18 protein-coding genes and 1 tRNA gene are annotated in these 18,077 nt (G+C 61.4%); 9 read left to right on the forward strand and 10 right to left on the reverse strand.

Going from position 1 to position 18,077, the window contains the following annotated elements:
- Positions 1 to 6 precede the first annotated feature (6 nt).
- From AC1DB0_RS23425 to AC1DB0_RS23435, 3 genes are all read right to left on the reverse strand, one after another.
- Entirely contained in the window at positions 7 to 1,257 is a 1,251-nt protein-coding gene (locus tag AC1DB0_RS23425) for a DUF7673 family protein (protein ID WP_447577064.1), read from the reverse strand.
- Positions 1,254 to 2,009, reverse strand: a complete 756-nt coding sequence (locus AC1DB0_RS23430; protein WP_254600774.1) for a ParA family protein — start codon at positions 2,007 to 2,009, stop codon at positions 1,254 to 1,256. Before AC1DB0_RS23430 ends, AC1DB0_RS23425 begins: the two co-directional genes overlap by 4 nt.
- A gap of 108 nt (positions 2,010 to 2,117) precedes the next feature.
- On the reverse strand, positions 2,118 to 2,363 hold the full coding sequence (locus AC1DB0_RS23435; protein WP_175171857.1) for a Cro/CI family transcriptional regulator: 246 nt from the start codon (positions 2,361 to 2,363) through the stop codon (positions 2,118 to 2,120).
- Between the two features lie 79 nt (positions 2,364 to 2,442).
- Between AC1DB0_RS23435 and AC1DB0_RS23440 the strand changes: the two genes are divergently transcribed.
- The 7 genes from AC1DB0_RS23440 to AC1DB0_RS23470 all read left to right on the forward strand — a co-directional run bounded on the left by AC1DB0_RS23440 (position 2,443) and on the right by AC1DB0_RS23470 (position 7,919).
- Complete coding sequence (locus tag AC1DB0_RS23440) at positions 2,443 to 2,832, forward strand: helix-turn-helix domain-containing protein (protein ID WP_447577063.1); 390 nt, start codon at positions 2,443 to 2,445, stop codon at positions 2,830 to 2,832.
- A gap of 761 nt (positions 2,833 to 3,593) precedes the next feature.
- On the forward strand, positions 3,594 to 3,965 hold the full coding sequence (locus tag AC1DB0_RS23445; protein ID WP_476757900.1) for a hypothetical protein: 372 nt from the start codon (positions 3,594 to 3,596) through the stop codon (positions 3,963 to 3,965).
- Entirely contained in the window at positions 3,962 to 4,543 is a 582-nt protein-coding gene (locus AC1DB0_RS23450; protein ID WP_447577061.1) for a hypothetical protein, read from the forward strand. Before AC1DB0_RS23445 ends, AC1DB0_RS23450 begins: the two co-directional genes overlap by 4 nt.
- Positions 4,543 to 5,832 carry a DUF1173 family protein gene (locus tag AC1DB0_RS23455; protein ID WP_447577060.1) on the forward strand — a complete coding sequence of 430 codons (1,290 nt, stop codon included), beginning with the start codon at positions 4,543 to 4,545 and terminating at the stop codon, positions 5,830 to 5,832. The genes AC1DB0_RS23450 and AC1DB0_RS23455 overlap by 1 nt, the downstream gene beginning before the upstream one ends.
- A 369-nt stretch (positions 5,833 to 6,201) precedes the next feature.
- Positions 6,202 to 6,357, forward strand: coding sequence for a hypothetical protein (locus AC1DB0_RS23460; protein ID WP_447577059.1), 156 nt, complete (start codon positions 6,202 to 6,204; stop codon positions 6,355 to 6,357).
- A 16-nt stretch (positions 6,358 to 6,373) separates the two neighbouring features.
- Positions 6,374 to 6,562 (forward strand): hypothetical protein, encoded by a 189-nt coding sequence (locus tag AC1DB0_RS23465; RefSeq protein WP_447577058.1) that lies wholly within the window; start codon positions 6,374 to 6,376, stop codon positions 6,560 to 6,562.
- Between the two features lie 286 nt (positions 6,563 to 6,848).
- Positions 6,849 to 7,919 carry a tyrosine-type recombinase/integrase gene (locus AC1DB0_RS23470; protein ID WP_447577057.1) on the forward strand — a complete coding sequence of 357 codons (1,071 nt, stop codon included), beginning with the start codon at positions 6,849 to 6,851 and terminating at the stop codon, positions 7,917 to 7,919.
- Positions 7,920 to 7,943: 24 nt separating this feature from the next.
- On the opposite strand, the gene AC1DB0_RS23475 is transcribed toward AC1DB0_RS23470, so the two are convergent.
- The 5 genes from AC1DB0_RS23475 to AC1DB0_RS23495 all read right to left on the reverse strand — a co-directional run bounded on the left by AC1DB0_RS23475 (position 7,944) and on the right by AC1DB0_RS23495 (position 13,131).
- Positions 7,944 to 8,019, reverse strand: a tRNA-Lys gene (locus tag AC1DB0_RS23475).
- A 149-nt stretch (positions 8,020 to 8,168) separates the two neighbouring features.
- Positions 8,169 to 8,966, reverse strand: coding sequence for a MetQ/NlpA family ABC transporter substrate-binding protein (locus tag AC1DB0_RS23480; RefSeq protein WP_054420489.1), 798 nt, complete (start codon positions 8,964 to 8,966; stop codon positions 8,169 to 8,171).
- Between the two features lie 56 nt (positions 8,967 to 9,022).
- Positions 9,023 to 9,676 (reverse strand): methionine ABC transporter permease, encoded by a 654-nt coding sequence (locus tag AC1DB0_RS23485; protein WP_054420487.1) that lies wholly within the window; start codon positions 9,674 to 9,676, stop codon positions 9,023 to 9,025.
- On the reverse strand, positions 9,633 to 10,721 hold the full coding sequence (locus AC1DB0_RS23490; RefSeq protein WP_175171847.1) for a methionine ABC transporter ATP-binding protein: 1,089 nt from the start codon (positions 10,719 to 10,721) through the stop codon (positions 9,633 to 9,635). The genes AC1DB0_RS23485 and AC1DB0_RS23490 overlap by 44 nt, the downstream gene beginning before the upstream one ends.
- Positions 10,722 to 10,950: 229 nt before the next feature.
- A complete protein-coding gene (locus AC1DB0_RS23495) occupies positions 10,951 to 13,131 on the reverse strand; it encodes a glycoside hydrolase family 31 protein (protein ID WP_342066877.1) in 2,181 nt (726 codons plus the stop codon).
- On the opposite strand from AC1DB0_RS23495, the gene AC1DB0_RS23500 reads away from it, so the two are divergent.
- The gene (locus AC1DB0_RS23500; protein WP_254600780.1) at positions 13,054 to 13,308 is read left to right on the forward strand and encodes a hypothetical protein; all 255 of its coding nucleotides are present in this window, start codon (positions 13,054 to 13,056) and stop codon (positions 13,306 to 13,308) included. The genes AC1DB0_RS23495 and AC1DB0_RS23500 overlap by 78 nt on opposite strands.
- Before the next feature lie 137 nt (positions 13,309 to 13,445).
- Here AC1DB0_RS23500 and mnmC read toward each other — a convergent pair whose 3' ends face one another.
- Complete coding sequence (gene mnmC, locus AC1DB0_RS23505) at positions 13,446 to 15,314, reverse strand: bifunctional tRNA (5-methylaminomethyl-2-thiouridine)(34)-methyltransferase MnmC2/FAD-dependent 5-carboxymethylaminomethyl-2-thiouridine(34) oxidoreductase MnmC1 (RefSeq protein ID WP_476757901.1); 1,869 nt, start codon at positions 15,312 to 15,314, stop codon at positions 13,446 to 13,448.
- 144 nt (positions 15,315 to 15,458) lie between these two features.
- Between mnmC and AC1DB0_RS23510 the strand changes: the two genes are divergently transcribed.
- Positions 15,459 to 16,346, forward strand: a complete 888-nt coding sequence (locus tag AC1DB0_RS23510; protein WP_054420479.1) for an inositol monophosphatase family protein — start codon at positions 15,459 to 15,461, stop codon at positions 16,344 to 16,346.
- Positions 16,347 to 16,352: 6 nt separating this feature from the next.
- Here AC1DB0_RS23510 and AC1DB0_RS23515 read toward each other — a convergent pair whose 3' ends face one another.
- On the reverse strand, positions 16,353 to 18,056 hold the full coding sequence (locus AC1DB0_RS23515) for an AMP-binding protein (protein ID WP_175171841.1): 1,704 nt from the start codon (positions 18,054 to 18,056) through the stop codon (positions 16,353 to 16,355).
- Positions 18,057 to 18,077: the final 21 nt, after the last annotated feature.

The following is an 18,077-nucleotide window of genomic DNA, read 5'->3' on the forward strand; positions in this document are numbered from 1 at the left end:
GCTTTGTCATTCATTAACGAGCTGGGGCCTCCAGATCTTTACTAGCTCCTTGAACGCCTCGTGTACGGTGGTGCTGAGCGTGTCTGGATAGGATCGGCAGCGCCGGACCAGGGCAATGACTGAAGACATGTCGTCGTAAATCTCCTTGTCCACGCTCCACAGATCCGACAGATCAAAACCACCGCAGCTTGTTGCGTTCCACCAGGCAAGCAGGAAGTCCGCCACGCGCTTGCTCTGGTTGGTGTCTCGTCGAGCAATTTCGATGAGCCGATTCAAGGAGTCCATGCCGGCTTGTCGCAGCGCGGGATTGGCAGCGTCACGCTGCTCTTGCTCGAGCACGTTCCGACGGCGTTGGAACTCCGCCTTCACTTCTGCAGGGATCTCGCCGGCGGTCGACACGAATGTTGAGCGAGGCGGGAGTGCGCCGTCTGCGGGCGGGGAGCTCGGCTCGTTTGCCAGGAATACGTAGGTCGAGCATTGCGCGGCTACCGCGCGGGCTGTCGCCTCATTATGTGATGACGGTGACGTCTCGTCCGACGGTGCTTCTGGCGACACTTCCTTGGTCCCTGCGGCTTTGCGAATCGCCTTCACTGCTGACCGCGTCGGCTTCGTCTCGGTGGTGTTTAGCAGATCTGCGACAGCCTGCGGATCTTCTCGATGAGCAACGGCCAGCTCGCTGGCCAGCGTCACGTCCGTGACTTTTCCCGTGGCGACGGCTTCGGCCACCGCAGGCGGCAGATCGAGCATCTTTGCGTGTTGGGTGACCCAGGCCTTCGACTTTCCAAGCCCGACAGCGATCTCGCTCTGCGTTCTGCCCTCCGCCAACTCGTCGCGGATGAACTCGGCAACCTCAAGAGCGGTGATGCCTTCGCGTTTCATGTTCTCGGCCATTTGTGCGAAGCGATCGAACTTTTGCCGGATGATCCCAGGCACCTGGCGCCAACCTTCAGCCTTGGCCGCACGAAAGCGTCGGTGACCGAAGTTGATCAGATACCGACCAGGACGAGCCGGGTTCGGCCGGAGCGAAATCGGGCTCAACATTCCATCGCGTCGCAGCGATTCGCGAAGTTCATCGATGCTCTCTTTGCTCAACCCCGGGTTGTACTCCAGACGGACGTTGCGGTCCTCGTCGATAATGTCCATGTCGAACAGGTCGGGTTCGCCGACTTGCCGTTGGGGGCCGTCCAGGAACGAGGCGAGGTCGCCCAAGCCTGCCAGATCGAGATCGCTACCACCTTGTTTAGCGGCTAAACTCATTTCGCCACCCCCATCGTTTGCAGGACGTGATTGCCGAGGGCGCGCATCTCTGCGGCCGCAGCGCGCGCGGTAGTCTTCTTGCTCTTCCACACGGGTTCACCTGCCGCCAATGCCTCTGCAACGCTGGTGCGCAGGCCCACCACGACGGGGGCCAGAAGCTTGCCATGGGCAGCTTGCACCTCCGCGAGATGTTTGACCTGGCGCGGATTACGGCGGTCAACCCGGTTCGGCACGATCCCCAAAAAATGGAGCTTCGGGTTGTGCTGCTTGGCACCGACGATCACGCGCATCATGTCCTTGATGCCTTCGATGCTGTAGTCCTCCATCTCGACCGGACTGATCACCGCATCGGCGGTGCGCAGTGCAGTAATGGTGGCGATCCCGATGCTGGCAGGCGTGTCGATCACGCAGAGGTCGAACCCCCGCTTCTCAAACTCGCGCAGATTTACCGGGAAATTTTTTAGCGCCCGTTCGACTGGCATGTAGATCACATTTGCCAGCAACCGATCCGCGTGCAACAGGGCGATCGGTCCTTGGACCTCCGGTATGGACGGCAACTCATCAAGAAACAGCGAGCTCGCCGGCACCTCCAGCCGATGCTGGCGCATCGTCTTCGAAAGGTTGCCAGTGTCCAGGTCGACCACAAGGGTTTTGAGGCCTTCTTCGGCCGCATGAAATGCAATGTGAACGGCGTTAGCCGTCTTGCCGACGCCGCCTTTTCCCTGAGCAACAACCGCAGTTTTCATACTCATGAACTTCCTCATAGAAGAGATGTAGGTATCGTTTAGCGGCTAAACTCGTCGGCCGCTGCGTGCAGTGCGGATAGGCAAATACGTGACCGCTTGTAGAACGAGCAGGCGTTACTCGGGACGGGGTAGATCGGGCCACCAGTCCCAGTAGTCGTTTGGTCGAAGCTCTTGGCGTTTTGCCAGCCCGAAGCTCTCGCGCTCGATGATTACTGCGCGGTCGGAAGGGACTTCTGCGCGGTCGATCCATTCGTAGATCGATCCACGGGTGATTCCGAAGCGGCGTGCCCATTTGGTTACGCCGCCCGCGTTGCGGATTGCGGTACGTACCGTGGCTTGTGCTTCTGAATGGGCGAGCATAGTGAAAGACCTCTGTGTATTGTTTTACCGTACATTTTATCGACGGCTTTACCATTCGCGCAAGTGCTAGGCTTCGCGCATGCACGATTTCGGCGAACGCATCCGCAAGCTTCGCGTTGAGCGAGGTCTCACCCTGCAGCAGATCGGGGAGCACTTTGACATCCAGCGCTCGTCGGTTTCCGACTGGGAGAATGGCCGGACGTACCCCGACGCACGCAGACTCATTAAGCTTGCCCACCTACTCAATACGTCGGTCGAATTCTTACTCACCGGACGCGAGGAAGCCTCTTGGCCTCTTCACCCCATTGAGAGAGCGCGGATAGTTGCATTGCCGCCGCAGCAGCTGGATGAGTTGTTGATTGCAATCTCAGCAGCCCTTGCCATGATCGAGGCGAAGCTGGCTAGGCACGCTCACGCTGACGACCCATCCCCCCGCAAGACCGGAACCACCGGAAGACCCCACCACTAGGCATCCGGCCTGCCGGTTTTCACTTCTCATCAGCGAAAGCCCCACACTGTCCCCACCAACGGGGAGCCTGCAACCAGTGCCAACTCTTTTTTGGCCTTCGTGTAACCACTTACGAAATACGTAAGCGCGCAGTTGCATCTACGCGACTTCAGCTGACAAACTCTCCAATATTTCTCTGCATCCGTTGACGCGATGTATTGTTTAGCCGTACTATTGTTGTACGGTATAGCAGTACAAGCTCTTTCAAAACCTAACTTTGCAATTCAGTCCCGCACAACCTTTGGGGGTGCTTGGAGGGGAGGCGGCCGCGAGTATGGAAAGCCCCAGGGACGCAAAGAAGCGGCAAGAATCAATGCGCCAGACGAGGCCCGTGAAGCTCGTTGGCAACAGCGCTGACGTACAAATCCGGCCAGGTGCAGAGCCTGGCAGGCGCATTGATCTCGTGCAGTGAATGGACTTGTTTTCCTTCCCTGCTGAAGTGAACCGACTGACCGCTACTGCGAGGTCGGGCTTTTCAAACGAGCGCCTAAGCAGGACATGCCTCACGTGGCGAATAACGTGTTGGGCGAACACTGGGCAGGGTCTCAACTTGCCTGCGCCGTGCAAGTCGGCAGGAAGCCGCCAACGTTGTGGTATCTCGACGGCGGCATCCGAATCGGCGTTCACCAGGATTTTTCCCGGTGTTTAGCTGCTAAACACTACGGAAATCGAGCGCTCCGATTCGGATGGCACATGACTCCATCTCACGGAGGTCTACACAAATGAACGCTCTTCAAAGAAAGCGCGACTTCAACAGCAAGTATCAACTTTGCAGTCAGGCTGATGGGAGCGGCGCAACCAACCAGCGATGGTTGAAGGCCTTAACAAGGAGTGCCACCGCGCACTTTCTTGCATTTGTCGCCCTGACCATTCTCGGAACCACTATCTGGCATGCGCACAGCCACGATGTTCATCCCGTAGAGGCATTTCAAGAAGCTCTCACGGCCATCCTGCAGGATGCTCAACTCTTAATTGCCCTTGCGTTGATGTCGACGCTCGCGGGATTGCGCGGCGGGAAGAAATCTGTGTACGTTCGCGCCTCGGAACTCGCAACGCCGGAGATATCGCCCATTGCCCACAAGGAAATTCAATGAAAGAGCACATGATTATCTGGGGGGGCGTATCCGTGATCCTCGTTGCCGGCTATGCGTCGTACGAGTTTTACTCCTACGCCAAATTGCGTAAGAAGCAGCCCCCTCATCGAAATCCAAACAGCACGTTAATGGCTTCGTCCGCGATAAAGGTCGCAATGGGACTGGCCTTGATCGTCGTGGTTCTGGCCACGGTTGGAAAGCTAATTGAAGAATGGGCAACTGTTCTGTGGCTGGTATCCCTGGGCGGACGGTTCTGGGGAGCTGTCTCCGTGGGACTAATCTGCGTCGCATGCGCTACTTGGGCCGGGTTGGTCAGTTATGGCATGAGGGAAAGAGAAGCCCCGATAGCGCCTGGCGCATCAAAGCGTAAGGCTACGAGCTTGTTCTGGCTTGATGCCACGCTGATCGCGGGCCTGGTGATTTTCCTTGTCGCTAACGTCGCCCTGTACGCTTCGTACGGCACTTTCAGCGGACTGAACATCTATCAACAGATCGCAGTGGCCGTTATGCACGGCTCCATCGTCATAGGAATTCTCATCCTTAGCGTGCACGCGGCGATCGAAGGCGGAGACCACTGATGGATCGAAAGATATATACCGTGGAGGTCACGCTAGCCGGAATGACCCGACCGTACTCGTCGGAGTTTCAAACGGCTGATCAGTTCAAGGACGGCTGGAAACGCGTACTGTTGATGGCGCATGGCAAGGCAGACGTGAGGTGTACTTGCCCTGGATCGGGCGAACGGCGCTTGTCGATCCACAGCCGTTCCAACTCTGATCGGTTCCACCTTGCCCGCTTTCCAGAAACAGGATCAGAGCACAGCGAAGACTGCGTTTACTACGGCGTAGATCCCAGCATGTCCGGTCTTGGTTCATACCGACGCGGAGTGGTCCAGGAACTCGACGACGGCGCGGTCAAGATTAAGCTGAAGGTCGGGCTTCAACAGCGTGCGACAGCCGCCCCAGAAGAAGGGGACGCCTCGTCCGCCGCTACGCCGCCGATGCCTGCAACGCGCCCGCGAACCGGTCAAGCCAGCATGACACTGCTCGGTCTCCTGCACTTTCTTTGGACGCAGGCTGGACTGCACGCGTGGTCGCCAGGCATGGAAGGAAAGCGCAATCTTGGAGTGGTGCATTACCACCTGATGCGCTCGGCAATGACTACGTACGCGGGGCGTGTGCGACTAGCGCAGAACCTCGTGATTGCCACGCCAACCGCGAGCGGGCAGCAAGCTGGACACAACAAGGCCAAGGCTCTGGAGGCGGTTACTCAACGACGGCGCCTGGTTGTAATTGCACCTCTCGCACAGCACCAAGAGGGAATGGATGGAAGCGCCACGCTGCCTATAGCGGGGTTTCATGGAATCCCGTACCTGAACCTCGATGAGAACGTCTGGGAACCGTTGGAGCGCCGCTTTGCCCGAGAAATCGACTCGTGGCGGGCTGGGAATGCCGTCATCGCTGTCGTACAAACTGATCCACCCAAGTCCTCTGGCGGCAGCATGCGCGCGCAGGTTGTCGATATCGCCCTGATGCAGACAACGCGCGACTGGATACCAGTCGATTCAGGCTACGAGGCTCTGGTCGCTGAAAAGCTCGTGGCCGAAAAGCGTCGGTTCGAAAAGCCGCTGCGGTTTGATGCTGGCGAAGACGCAGCCTTCCCAGACTTTTGGTTGCGCGACAGGCAGACGCCAGCACCATTGGAGGTATGGGGCATGAACACGCCCGAGTACTTGGCGCGCAAGGTCGAAAAAGGCGCGCACTACGACGAGACATACGGAAAGGGCGGTTGGTGGGCTTGGAACGCCTCAATCGGAGATCCCGTTCCGGATTTCCCCGCACCCCTCAATTCACGCCAGGTGGACTAATGATTCAACATTCGACAATTCTGGCTCTCTGCTTGCTCGTAGGCGTGTCAGTTGCGGGATGCATGAACGGCGGAATTCGAGGTTCGAAGAGAGAGGCCTTCGTATTTTTCTCAATCCTAGTTGCCACGGTTCTGATGGGATTTGTCATGAATTCGGGAACGTGGCCCGAGCGGGCTCAGGCCGGATTGGAGCGTCTATTCATCATCTTCTCGTATTCGACGGCCATCTTGATTCTGTGCATCTCCGTGGTTTTGTCGGGGCGAAGAGAGTTTGTACGCGACCTCGGTGTATGCGTCATCTGCGCCGTAGCGACTTACCTCATCCTGTGGCTGTAGCCGGTTCTGCCTATGGAGGCATCGAAGTCACAACATGATCACTGGATTTGAAATTCTCGCCCTGGTGTTCGTGGGCACAGTGGGATACGCGACGATAACCAAGACGCGCGCCGCCTGGATCCTGGTGCTCAGCGAAGCCATTATCGGGTTCGGCTATTTCGCCTACTCCGTTCTTCTGCCCAAACTATGAAGGACCTCTTTCCATTATGACGAAGTTCATTTCGCTGCTTGCGTCCAGCGTCTTCACCATCTTGGGGTCGATTCTCGCAGGGGCCGCAATTGTCAAAGGCGAGGAGGGTCTGGGCGCAGTCGCCATCGCTATTCTCGCGTTGCTGTTCAAACTGGAAGCCGAACTTCCGGAGTTCAAGGATGCCATCCGCCAGCGGCGCCAATAGCATCCTACCTTTCCTGGCACACCCCGATACATTCACGGCCCGATAAAGGAGTTCGTATGTCTTCCATGCCTCCGGCAGAGAACATGGATGAAACGGCGCTCACGCTGCAAGAAGCTGCAATGCGCCTCAACATCTCTTACAGCACCATCTTCAGCTATCGCAAAGAGCTCGGTTTTCAGCTTAGAGCGAGGGGCGCATGGCGCATCTGGCCTTCGCGTCTTGCTGCATTTTCGGAAAAGAACAACAATGTCACCCAGCTATCGCTGCGGGTTGTGGGAGATGCACAATGCCCATCCGCAAAGATGAAACCTCAGGTATTTGGCAAGTTGATATCCGCGTCCCAGGCGTCCCGCGAGTTAGATGTTCTTCTGGAACGACGGACAGGCAAGCCGCGCAGGAATACCACGACAAGCTGAAAGCCGACCTCTGGCGTCAAGCCAAGCTTGGCGAGCAACCCGACCGCTTTTTTGAAGAGGCCGCGGTGCGTTGTCTTCGACTTTGGGACGGACTACGCGACTATGACAGCAAGGTCCGGCACGTTGCGTACTGGCGTAGTCAGTTCTCTGGACGTGCCATTCGCTCTTTAAAATTCGACGAGATCGCGGACAAACTGCCGACGCATACTACCCATAAGCATCGCAAACCCACGCCGGTAAGTGCAGCGACCAAAAATCGCTACCTAGCCACGCTTCGCAGGATGCTCAAGCTATGTGAAGACTGGGACTGGATCGACAAGTGCCCGAAATTTTCGGAGTTCGTTGAACCCGATAATCGTGTGCGATGGGAGCCCCCATCCGTCATCGGTCGGCTGATAAGCGCGATGACGCTTGAGTGGATGCGCGATGTCAGCCTCGTTGCCGTGGCGACTGGCATGCGGGAAGACGAATTGCTTTCGCTCAGGCCGAGCAACGTGGATATGCCCCAGCGAAACGCATGGGTCATTGCGGAAGAGGCGAAATCGGGCTATGCCAGGTCGGTGCCCCTCAACGCGGACGCGATGGCAGTGCTGCAGCGCCGGATTCCCAAAGCCAAGAGGTTTGTCTTCGAACGGCCATCAAGAGATGGTGTGGTGCGGAAGATCAGCCAGGTCGATGCTCGCTGCTTGCGTCGTGCGTGCGCCGAGGTCGGGATTGACGACTTTCATTTCCACGACCTTCGCCATACCTGGGCCAGCTGGCATGTACAAGCCGGAACACCACTCATGGTCCTAAAGGATCTGGGGGGTTGGGAGACGCTGGACATGGTTCAACGCTATGCCCATTTGGCCCCGTCGCACTTGGCCCACCATTCGAACACGGTCGAATTTTGGTCAAAGTCGGAACAGAAAGAAAAAACGCCGCTAGTGATAGCGGCGTAAGTTCTTGATACTGCGGGTGTTTGGTGGTGGGCTGAGCGAGACTCGAACTCGCGACCAACGGATTAAAAGTCCGCTGCTCTACCGACTGAGCTATCAGCCCGACCGAAGCCAGAAATTATGGCGGATTTTTTTTAACTTGTCAAAAGGTTTGACGAAGATCCGCCATGAACATTCCGAATGTGCGCGCTTCATCGTCCATGAAAAACGGCCGCGCAAGGCGGCCGTTCTTGGGCTGGGGTGAACCTGGACTTACCAGGCGGCCACCACGGCGCCCTTGTACTTGGTTTCGATGAACTGCTTCACGGCCGGGCTGTGATAGATGCTGACCAGCTTGGCGAGCTCGGGGCGGTCCTTGTCCTTTTCACGCACGACCAGCACGTTGGCGTACGGCGAATCCGGCGATTCCTGGGCGATGGCGTCCTTGGTCGGGTTCAGGCCGGCTTCCAGCGCGAAGTTGGTGTTGATGGCCGACGCGTCGGTGTCGTCCAGCGAACGCGGCAGTTGGGCGGCGTCCAGTTCAATGAAGCGCAGCTTCTTCTTGTTCTCGACGACGTCGATCGGCGTGGCCTTCAGGCCGGCTTCCGGACGCAGTTTGATCAGGCCATTGGCTTGCAGCAGCAACAGGGCGCGGCCGCCGTTGGTCGGGTCGTTCGGCAGCGCGATACGCGCGCCGTCCTTCAGCTCAGCCAGCGACTTGATCTTCTTGCTGTAGATGCCGATGGGGAAAATCACAGTCTTGGCAATGCTGACCAGCTTGTAGCCGCGGTCGGCGTTGGCGTTGTCCAGGTACGGCTGGTGCTGGTAGCTGTTGACGTCCAGGTCGCCCGAGGCCAGTGCAACGTTGGGCTGCACGTAGTCGGTGAATTCGATGATCTGGATATTCAGACCCTGCTTGGCGGCTTCGGCCTTCACCACATCAAAGATCTGGGCGTGCGGGCCGGCGGTCACGCCAACCTTCAGCGGCTTGTCCTGAGCCAGCGCGGGCTGGGCGAAAACGGCGGCGCCCAGGGCGAACGCGGCCAGCGACTTCAAAACCTTGATGCTCATGATGCGAGTTCCCGAATAACGGAAGTAGAGAGAAGAAAGAATGGGCGTCTTAGTAATCAGCGATGCGACATGCGGCGCACGAAGCGGTCGCCAAGGCTTTGGATCGCCTGGACCAATACGATCAGCACGATCACGACCGCAGCCATGACGTCCGATTGGAAGCGTTGATAGCCGTAGCGGATGGCCAGGTCACCCAAGCCGCCGCCGCCGATGGCGCCGGCCATGGCTGAATAGCCGATCAGGCTGACCACGGTAACGATGGTGGCGGCGATCAGGCCGGGCAAGGCTTCGGGCAGCAGCACCTTCATGATGATCTGCATCGGCGATGCGCCCATGGCGCGCGCCGCGGTGATCAGCCCCGGGTCCACTTCGCGCATGGCGTTTTCCGCAATGCGGGCCATGAACGGAATCGCGGCCACCGACAGCGGCACGATGGCGGCCGTGGTGCCGATGGAGGTCTGCGCAACCAGGCGCGTGAACGGGATGATGGCAACCATCAGGATCACGAACGGCACCGAACGCGTGGCGTTGATGATGGCGCCCAGCACGTGGTTGACGGGCTGGTTCTCCAGCATGTTGCCGCGCGCGGTCACGGTGAGCGTCACGCCCAGCGGAATGCCGATGACCACCGCGATGGCGCTGGCCACACCCACCATCAACAAGGTGTCAAGCAGCGACGTAATAAGCAGGTCGATCAGTTGCGGACTCATGAGCTATTTCTTCAACGGTAATGTCACGGGCGGCCAACGCGGCAATCGCGTCCTTGACCGCGGCGGGCGCGCCTTGGGCCAGCACGAACATCGTGCCCACTGCCACGCCCTGGATATCTTCAACGCGGGCCTGCACCAGACCCACGTCCAACGAAAACTGCTTGGCCAGGTCGGACAGGAACGAGCCCGACGCATCGGTGCCGGTCAAGGACAGGCGCAACAGGCGCACGGCCTGGCCCGGCTTGGCGGCGGCCAGCGTGGCGATGCGTTCCTTCACGGCGGCCAGCGTGGCGTCGGTCAGGTCGGACGCGGTGGCCGCCGACACCATGCCGCGCGTCACTTCGTGGCGCGGCTGCGCGAACACTTCGCGCGTGCTGCCAACTTCCACCACTTCACCTTGCGACAAGACGGCGACGCGGTCGCAGACTTCGCGCACCACTTCCATCTGGTGCGTGATCATGACGACCGTCACACCCGTCTTGCGGTTGATGTCGCGCAGCAGCGCCAGAATATTGTGCGTGGTTTCCGGGTCCAGCGCGGACGTGGCTTCATCGCTGAGCAGCACGTCCGGGTTGTTGGCCAGCGCGCGCGCAATGCCCACGCGCTGCTTCTGGCCGCCACTGATCTGGCTGGGATAACGGTCGCGCAGATGCTCCAGGCCCACCAACGCCAGCAGGCGTTCGACGCGAGCCGGGATCTCGGCCTTGGCCACGCCGGCGATTTCCAGCGGCAAGGCCACGTTGCCGTAGACCGTGCGGCGCGCCAGCAGGTTGAAGCCCTGGAACACCATGCCGATACGGCGGCGCTGGGCTCGCAGTTGCGCTTCGTTCAGGCCAGTGAGCTGCTGCCCGCCGATGGCGATCGTGCCTTCGTTGGGGCGCTCCAGCAAATTGATGCACTGGACCAGCGTGCTTTTACCGGCCCCGCTGGGGCCGATGATGCCGAAGACCTCGCCCTGCTCGATGTGCAGGTTGATGCCTCGCAGCGCCTGGAATTGTCCATGCGGCGTGGCATAGGTCTTGGATAGGTTCTCGATGTGAATCATGGCAAGCGATTTTGTATCTTTTCTCTTCTAAAGAGAACGACCGTTTTTTCCATTTTTAATAACTATAAGTAATATAGTGCGCCGTCATCGCCTTGCGGCGTCCCCGACGGCGCCTATGACCCCTGCTGCGATCTGGCGGCAACCAAAAAGGCGCAAAGGGCAGTCAGGAAGGAAAGCCTTCCTGACTGCCCCTTTTATAACGGTGGCCGGTCAACCGGCCACGTCGTTGTCAGCGAGCGCGCGAAATGCGGACTTCCGCGCCCCGGCGCTTGACCTCAAGGCCTTCGGACGGCGAAATCCGCAGCCCTTCCAGACCCTTGATGTAGCTGGAGCCCTGCATTTGCATCACGCGGATCTTGTTGCGCATGACGACCGGGTTATGCACCGGCATGCCGAACATCCAGACTTCGTCCAGAATGCGCGCCGAATTGAACTCGCCGGTATGCTGCGCGGCCGGTCCCAGACAGAGCATGTGCCCTTCGCGGCCGAAAACCGGGAACTGGCCCAGCTCGCAGTCGATCGTCCAGGTGGTGCCGCCTTCATAGCGGTGACCCGTGTTCAGATCCCACCAGGCTTCGCCCTTGGGCAGATACACGCGCACCTGCTTGCCCGGTTCGGTGACCGGCGCCACCAGCAGGGCCGGGCCCAGCAGGTATTGCAAGTCCCATTCGTGGGCATGCGGGTCGTTCGGGAACGACAGGGCCATGGAACGCTGCACCGGCAAACCGGTGCGGGCCGAATCTTCGATGGCGCCCAACACATAGGGCACCAGGCGATAGCGCCATTGCATCCAGGTACGGGCCTGCGCCAGCGTTTCTTCGCCGAAGTCCCAAGGCATCAAGCCTTCAACACCCTGGAACGAGAAGTTTGCCGAGAACACGCCCACCGTCAGCCAGCGCAGGTACAGCTCGGACGTCATGCCCGAGCGGTCGCGCGAGGCCGAACCGATGCCATGCACCTGCACGGGCAGGCCGCTGGCGCCAATCGACAAGGCGGTACGCAAGGTATGGCGCAAGCCGTCCCAGGTGTTTTCAGCCTGCGGCCCCACCTGCCACGGCAGGCGTTGCGCGGCGGGGAACAGGTCAGCGCTGGGCACCACGCCTTCCGGCGGGACTTTCAGGCCGGCGACGGCGTCAAACAAGGCACGGCGCACCAGCAGCGGATACATGCTGCGCAGCGCGGGGCCGGTTTCGCCGTTGCGGGCGGTGACCCCATCGGGAATGGCGATCTGGGCGTCGCACGCGGGCGCGTCCAGGCCGTCATCCACCAATTGGCGATGGCGCTCAACCCACAGGTTGTAGATGTCGCGATACGTCAGGTCGAGCAGGCCGTAAGGCTGGCCCGACGTGGCGGCGTTGCCGTCAAACACCTGCGCGGAACCGTCGTCCTTGGCCAGCAGCCAGCCACGGTCTTCCAGTTCTTCGAACAGCGGGCTGGTCTTCAGCACGCCGGGGAAACCGGAGGCCGCGACATGCACGTTGTGCTTGTGGAACAGGGCCAGCATCTGCTTGGCGTCCGGGAAACGCTGAGCGTCCCATTCGAACACGGCCTTGTCTGCCTGAAAGCCCCAGGCCGCCGGCTGCGCCAGCGTCACGGCGTCAACCGGAATCTGGTTTTCGCGCATGCGGGCCACCAAGGCGACCGTCTGCGTGGGCATTTCGCCTGCGGCCTGTTGCAGCCACGCGCCCATCGCCCACAACACGGGCTGGCCGGCTCGGCCGGTCAGTGCGGTGTACTGGTTCAGGATTTCAGCGGGTTCGCCGGCGAACAGGAACAAGTCCAGCACGGCGTCGTCCACGGTCAGCACGTAGGCCGAATCCGCAGGCGCGACGCCCACCGAATGTTCAATGCGGCGCATCGTGTTCACATAGACGCCCCAGCCTCGCGGGCTCCATGCCAGCGGCAAGGCGCGGTGCTCGGGGTCATCGGAAACGACCGATTCTTCGCGGCGGTTCAGATCGCCCGGGGTTTCGCCCAGGCCGAACACGCGCTCGTCGGCCTGCAGGGTGAACCCCGCCGTCCAGACCGCGCTGTCGTCCTGGTCCAGCGCGTTATGCCCGAATGCGGGCGTATGCGCGGAAACCTCGGATTCAAACACCCGTTCTTCGTTGCGATAGATCGCAACGCGCACAGGGTTCGATTGGATTTCCAGGGCAACATCGCCCTGTGTGATGCGCCAACCGTCGCCCCCTTCGCGGGGAGCAATGGCGGCTTCGCCCACGGCCTCTTGGCGGGCGAGCAGCATCTCGGCCACAGCGCGCGCACGCGCACTGGGCTTGTCATCATTCAGGTGGTTCGCCTCGCCGCAGCGCAGGCGAAAAACACCAGGCGCATGCGCCTCGACTACCAGGTGCAACCCATCGCCCGCATCGAAATCGAAGCGACTGGGGCGGGACGTCAGCAGCTCGATATTATCGAGCTGGGTAGTATGGGCAAAGTCGAACTTGGGCGGCACAGAGCATCCCCCGGCTTAAGCCAAAAACCATCAAAAGACGCTATTTTGACGGATTTGAGCTTTGAAATAAACTCGGTCCCTCTTTTGGACGGCAATCTCATCCAAAAAAGGGGGCATAAAGCCCTCGGCTGACACGAATCGGCGCGGATGCCGTGCGTGGCCGAAACGCCAATTTTGAGCCCAAAGCGGCCTATTTGGCGCCAAATCCTGGCAATTACTGCAATTCTACGCCACCTGACTGACAGCCTCCTCAAGCTCCCGACTTTTTTTCATCGCGGTGAAACAAGTTGGGCCAGATCGGTTTCCAGCAAACCGGGCTCGCCTGCCAGCCGAGCGGCAATCTCGTCACCCATCAATGCCGACCAAGACAGCCCTCGCGAGGCATAGCCGACGGCCAGCCACACGCCCTTAGCATGCGGCAACTCGCCCACGGCAGGCAAGCGCCCCGGCAACACCGCGCGCCATCCGGCCCAGCCCGGCAACGTCCCCGGCACCAAGGCATCAAAGTCGGGAAAGTGACCGCTCAGCAGGCCGGCCGCCTTGTCCAGCGTGACGCGTTGGCCTTCCGCACTGACCTGCGTCTGCGTGGCGCCGTGCATGTACGTGCTGCCCACCACGCAACCCGCGCCCACATCGGGCAGCAGATAGCCCTCGCCCCCCACAATGCAACGCGGGCCGCCGGCAAGCGAGGCCGCGGGCACCAGGGTGACTTCGCCCGCTAGCGCATGCATTTGCGCAATGCGCGGCAAGGGGTCGAGCAGACCGCTGCCGGCCAGTACCCCCTGCGCGCCAAAGGCGTTGGCCAGGATGACGGTTTCGGCATGCGCGATTTCCAGGCCCTGCTCATCCAGCACGCGCCAGCCCTGCCCAACCGGTTCCAACCGCGCTGCCTTGGCGGGCACGACCGTCACACCCGGCGTTTGCAGCAGCGCATCGATCAGACGATTCGGCTGCACCAGCATCCCCTGCGCAAAGAACACGCCGCCACGCGCCAGCGGCAGACCTGCCAACGCGCTGGCCTCGTCGCGGTCCACCATGCGTACCCAATCAGACGGAAACGCCAGCGTTTCCAAGGTGCCGGCCAGCGCTGCGGACTTGCCTGCATCGCGCTCGACCTGGACGGTGCCGCAGACACGCGGCGCGGCGCCATCGGCCAGCCCTTGCCAGCGGGCCTCGGCGCGCTGGCTGCCCGCGCGCGACAGCCGCGCCCGGGCGTTGTCGTCACGCGCAATCACGGGGGTCAGCGCCGCCGCCACGTGGCCCGCATGCGCGGGCGCGCCCAGCGCCCGGCCGGCATCCAGCACGGTGACGCGCCATCCCCGCCCCGCCAGCGACTGCGCCATGCCCGCACCCGCCAGCCCCGCCCCCACCACCACGGCATGCCTGACTGTCGCGCGCGGGGCCGCTGCCGCGCTGCCCGGCGTGCGAACCGTGCCCACGGTCATGTGCCCCTTGCCGCCATACCCCGGCGCGCACGCCACGTCGAAACCGGCGCCCTGCAAGGCATGCCGCAACTCGCCCATGCAGACCCAGGTGGCAACCGTTGCCCCGGGCGCCGCCAGCTTGGCAAGATCGCGCAACAGGGGCGTGGCCCACATTCGGGGATTACGTTCGGGCGCGAAGCCATCCAGAAAAAAGGCATGCACCCGCGCGTTCAAGCGCCGCGCCAACCCCTGCGCGTCGCCAAACCCCAGGGTCAGCGTGACCGCCCCATTTTCGAACTCCAGCCGGTGCAGGCCAGGCAGCAACGCCGGCCATTGCGCCGACAGCGCTTGCGCCAGCTCCGCCAGCGGCGCGGGCGCATACCGCGCCAACTGCGCCACCAGATTCGCGCGGGTGAAGGGATGCGCCTCCATCGACACCATATGCAGGGCGGCAGGCCGCTGCGGGTCATTGCGCCAGGCGTTCCACAGCGCCAGAAAGTTCAGCCCCAGGCCGAACCCTGTCTCGCACACGGTAAACCCGTCGCGCCCCCGCCAGCGCTCGGGCAGACCGTTGCCTTGCAGAAACACGTGTTCCGCCTGCCCCAACGCCCCCGCTGCCGAGTGATACACATCGTCATACAAGGGGCTGAACAGCGTGCCGTCAGCATTGATGTCCGTCACGGCGGGGGTCAGGGGCAGATAAGACGAGGACATGGAATTCCGAGGAAATAATCAGAGTTGAGACAAGCGCGAATGATCGATCGTCGCCCGCGCGGGCGTTGGATGGACGCCACGCGGTATCCGCCTTTCGCGCCACTGCCACGGGTTTGACGCATTGCTGGGCTTACACTGGTTTACATGGATACCTATGATCAGCCCCGCTCACTGGCCCAGCCCATCGACCTGTGCGCCGCGATCGATGCGGCAGTCACGGCGGCGCATGCTGGCGCGGCCATTCTGCAATCCTACGCGCACCATCGCGCCGATCTCGTGATCGACCGCAAGGCGCGCAACGATCTCGTGTCCCAAGCGGACCGCGAGGCCGAAGCCGTGATTATCCAGGAGCTGCAAACGCGAACGCCCAAGTTCGGCATCGTCGCCGAAGAAACGGGCGGCAAGCCACAAGGCATCGCCACCTGGTACATCGACCCGCTGGATGGCACCACCAACTTTCTGCACGACATCCCGCACTACGCCGTATCGATTGCGTTGATCGCCCACGCAGGCACGGCGGTGTCGGCCACGGAAACGCTAAAGGAAGACACCCCCGTCATCGGCGTGGTGTACGACCCCAACCGCGAAGAGCTGTTCACCGCGGTGTATGGCATGGGCGCCTGGCTGAACGGCCGGCGCATCAAGTGTTCGCGCACGCAGACGATTGAAGATTCGGTGCTGGCCACCGGATTCCCCTTCCGCGACTTTTCGTTCGCCGACCAATACATGCCCATGCTGAACGACGCCATCAAGCGTGCGCGCGGCGTGCGCCGCATGGGCGCGGCCGCGCTGGACCTGGCGTGGACCGCCTGCGGCCGTTACGACGGGTATTGGGAAATGGGCCTGGCGCCGTGGGATGTGGCCGCTGGCACGCTGATCTTGCGCGAAGCGGGCGGCACCTGCACAGACATGCACAAACTTGACCCCTGGCCGATCGGCGGACGCGTCGTAGCGGGCAACCCCGCTATCGAACGCGCCCTGCATGACATGGTCGCCCCGCACCTGGACAACCCGCCGTCTGACGCGGCATAACGCCAATCAGGCGGCCGCAGCGTCCTGGGGCGCCTTGGCCGGCGCGTCGGGGCGCAGTTCTCGGCGCAGGATCTTGCCCACGTTGCTCTTGGGCAATTCTTCGCGGAATTCCACGAAGCGCGGGCGCTTGTAGCCCGTGAGTTTTTCGCGGCACCAGTCCTGCACCTGGGCCTCGGTCAACGACGCATCCTTCTTCACGACAAACACCTTCACGGCTTCACCCGAGTGCTCGTCTGGCACGCCGATGGCGGCGCACTCCAGAACACCCGGCATTTGCGCCACGACGGCCTCGACCTCATTCGGATAGACCTTGAAGCCGGACACCGCAATCATGTCTTTCTTGCGGTCGACGATGCGCGTATAGCCTTGCGCGTCCATGATGCCGATGTCGCCCGTACGGAAGTAGCCATCGGCCGTCATCGACTGCCGCGTTTCTTCGGGCTTCTGCCAGTACCCCAGCATCACCTGCGGCCCGCGTATGCCCACTTCACCGCGCTCGCCCAGCGGCACTTCATGGCCGGCGTCATCAAGAATGGCCACATCGGTGGAAGGCAGCGGCAAGCCGATCGAGCCTGAATACGCCGTGGCGTCGGTGGGGTTCACCGTGGCCACGGGCGAGGTCTCGGACAAGCCATAACCTTCAATCAGCGGCCGGCCGGTAATCTTCAGCCAACGCTCCGCCACCGACTGCTGCACCGCCATGCCGCCGCCCAAGGTCAGCCGCAACGCCGAAAAATCCAGCTTCGCGAAGTCTTCGTTATGGGCCAGCGCGTTAAACAGCGTATTGACGCCCGGGAAGAGATTGATCGGCACCTTGCGCCACGCATTGATCAGCGACGGCTGATCGCGCGGATTGATGATGAGCACGTTGCGCATGCCCGCGTGCAGGCCGTACAGGCCGCATACCGTCATGGCAAACACGTGGTACAGCGGCAGTGCGCTGATGATGGTGAGCTGCGTGTGCGCCAGATCGTGCACCACGGGCTGCGCCACGGCTTCCGTCTGCAACACGTTGGCCGCCAGATTGCGGTGCGACAGCATCGCGCCCTTGGGCACGCCCGTCGTGCCGCCGGTGTATTGCAGCACCGCCACATCGTCCATCGACAAGGCGGGTGGCGTGAACGGCGCACGCGCCCCATCACGCAGCACGGCCGGCAAATTGTGTGCGCCGTCGATGCGCCAGGGCTTGACGATCTTCTTGATGTGGCGGGCCACAAAGTTGACGAGAGGCGCCTTCAGCCCGCCCAGCAAATCACCCGGGCCGGTTACCACGATGTGCTTGAGCTGGCCGCGGTTCTTCACCGCCTGCAAGGTATTGGCAAAGTTCTCAAGAATCAGGATGACGGATGCGCCGCTGTCTTGCAGCTGGCGCTCGAGTTCGTCTGCGGTGTACAGCGGGTTCACGTTCACCACGACCAGCCCGGCGCGCAACGTGCCCAGCATGCCGACCAGATACGCCGGCACGTTTGGCATCATCAGCGCCACGCGCGCGCCCTTGGGCAGGCCCAGGCTTTGCAGCCAGCCTGCGAAGCCGCGCGCATATTGATCCAGCTGCGCATAGGTGATGTCGCTGCCCATCGCCGTGCAGGCGATACGCGACGCATATTGTTTGCAGGCCCGGTCAAGCAGGTCGGCCAACGAGGAATAACCCTCAGTGGAGATCTCCGCCGGAACCCCCTTCGGGTAATGGGCAAGCCACGGACGCGTCATGGTATTTGTCTCCATTAAATA

The organism is Achromobacter sp. 10T422 (genome assembly GCF_056394065.1).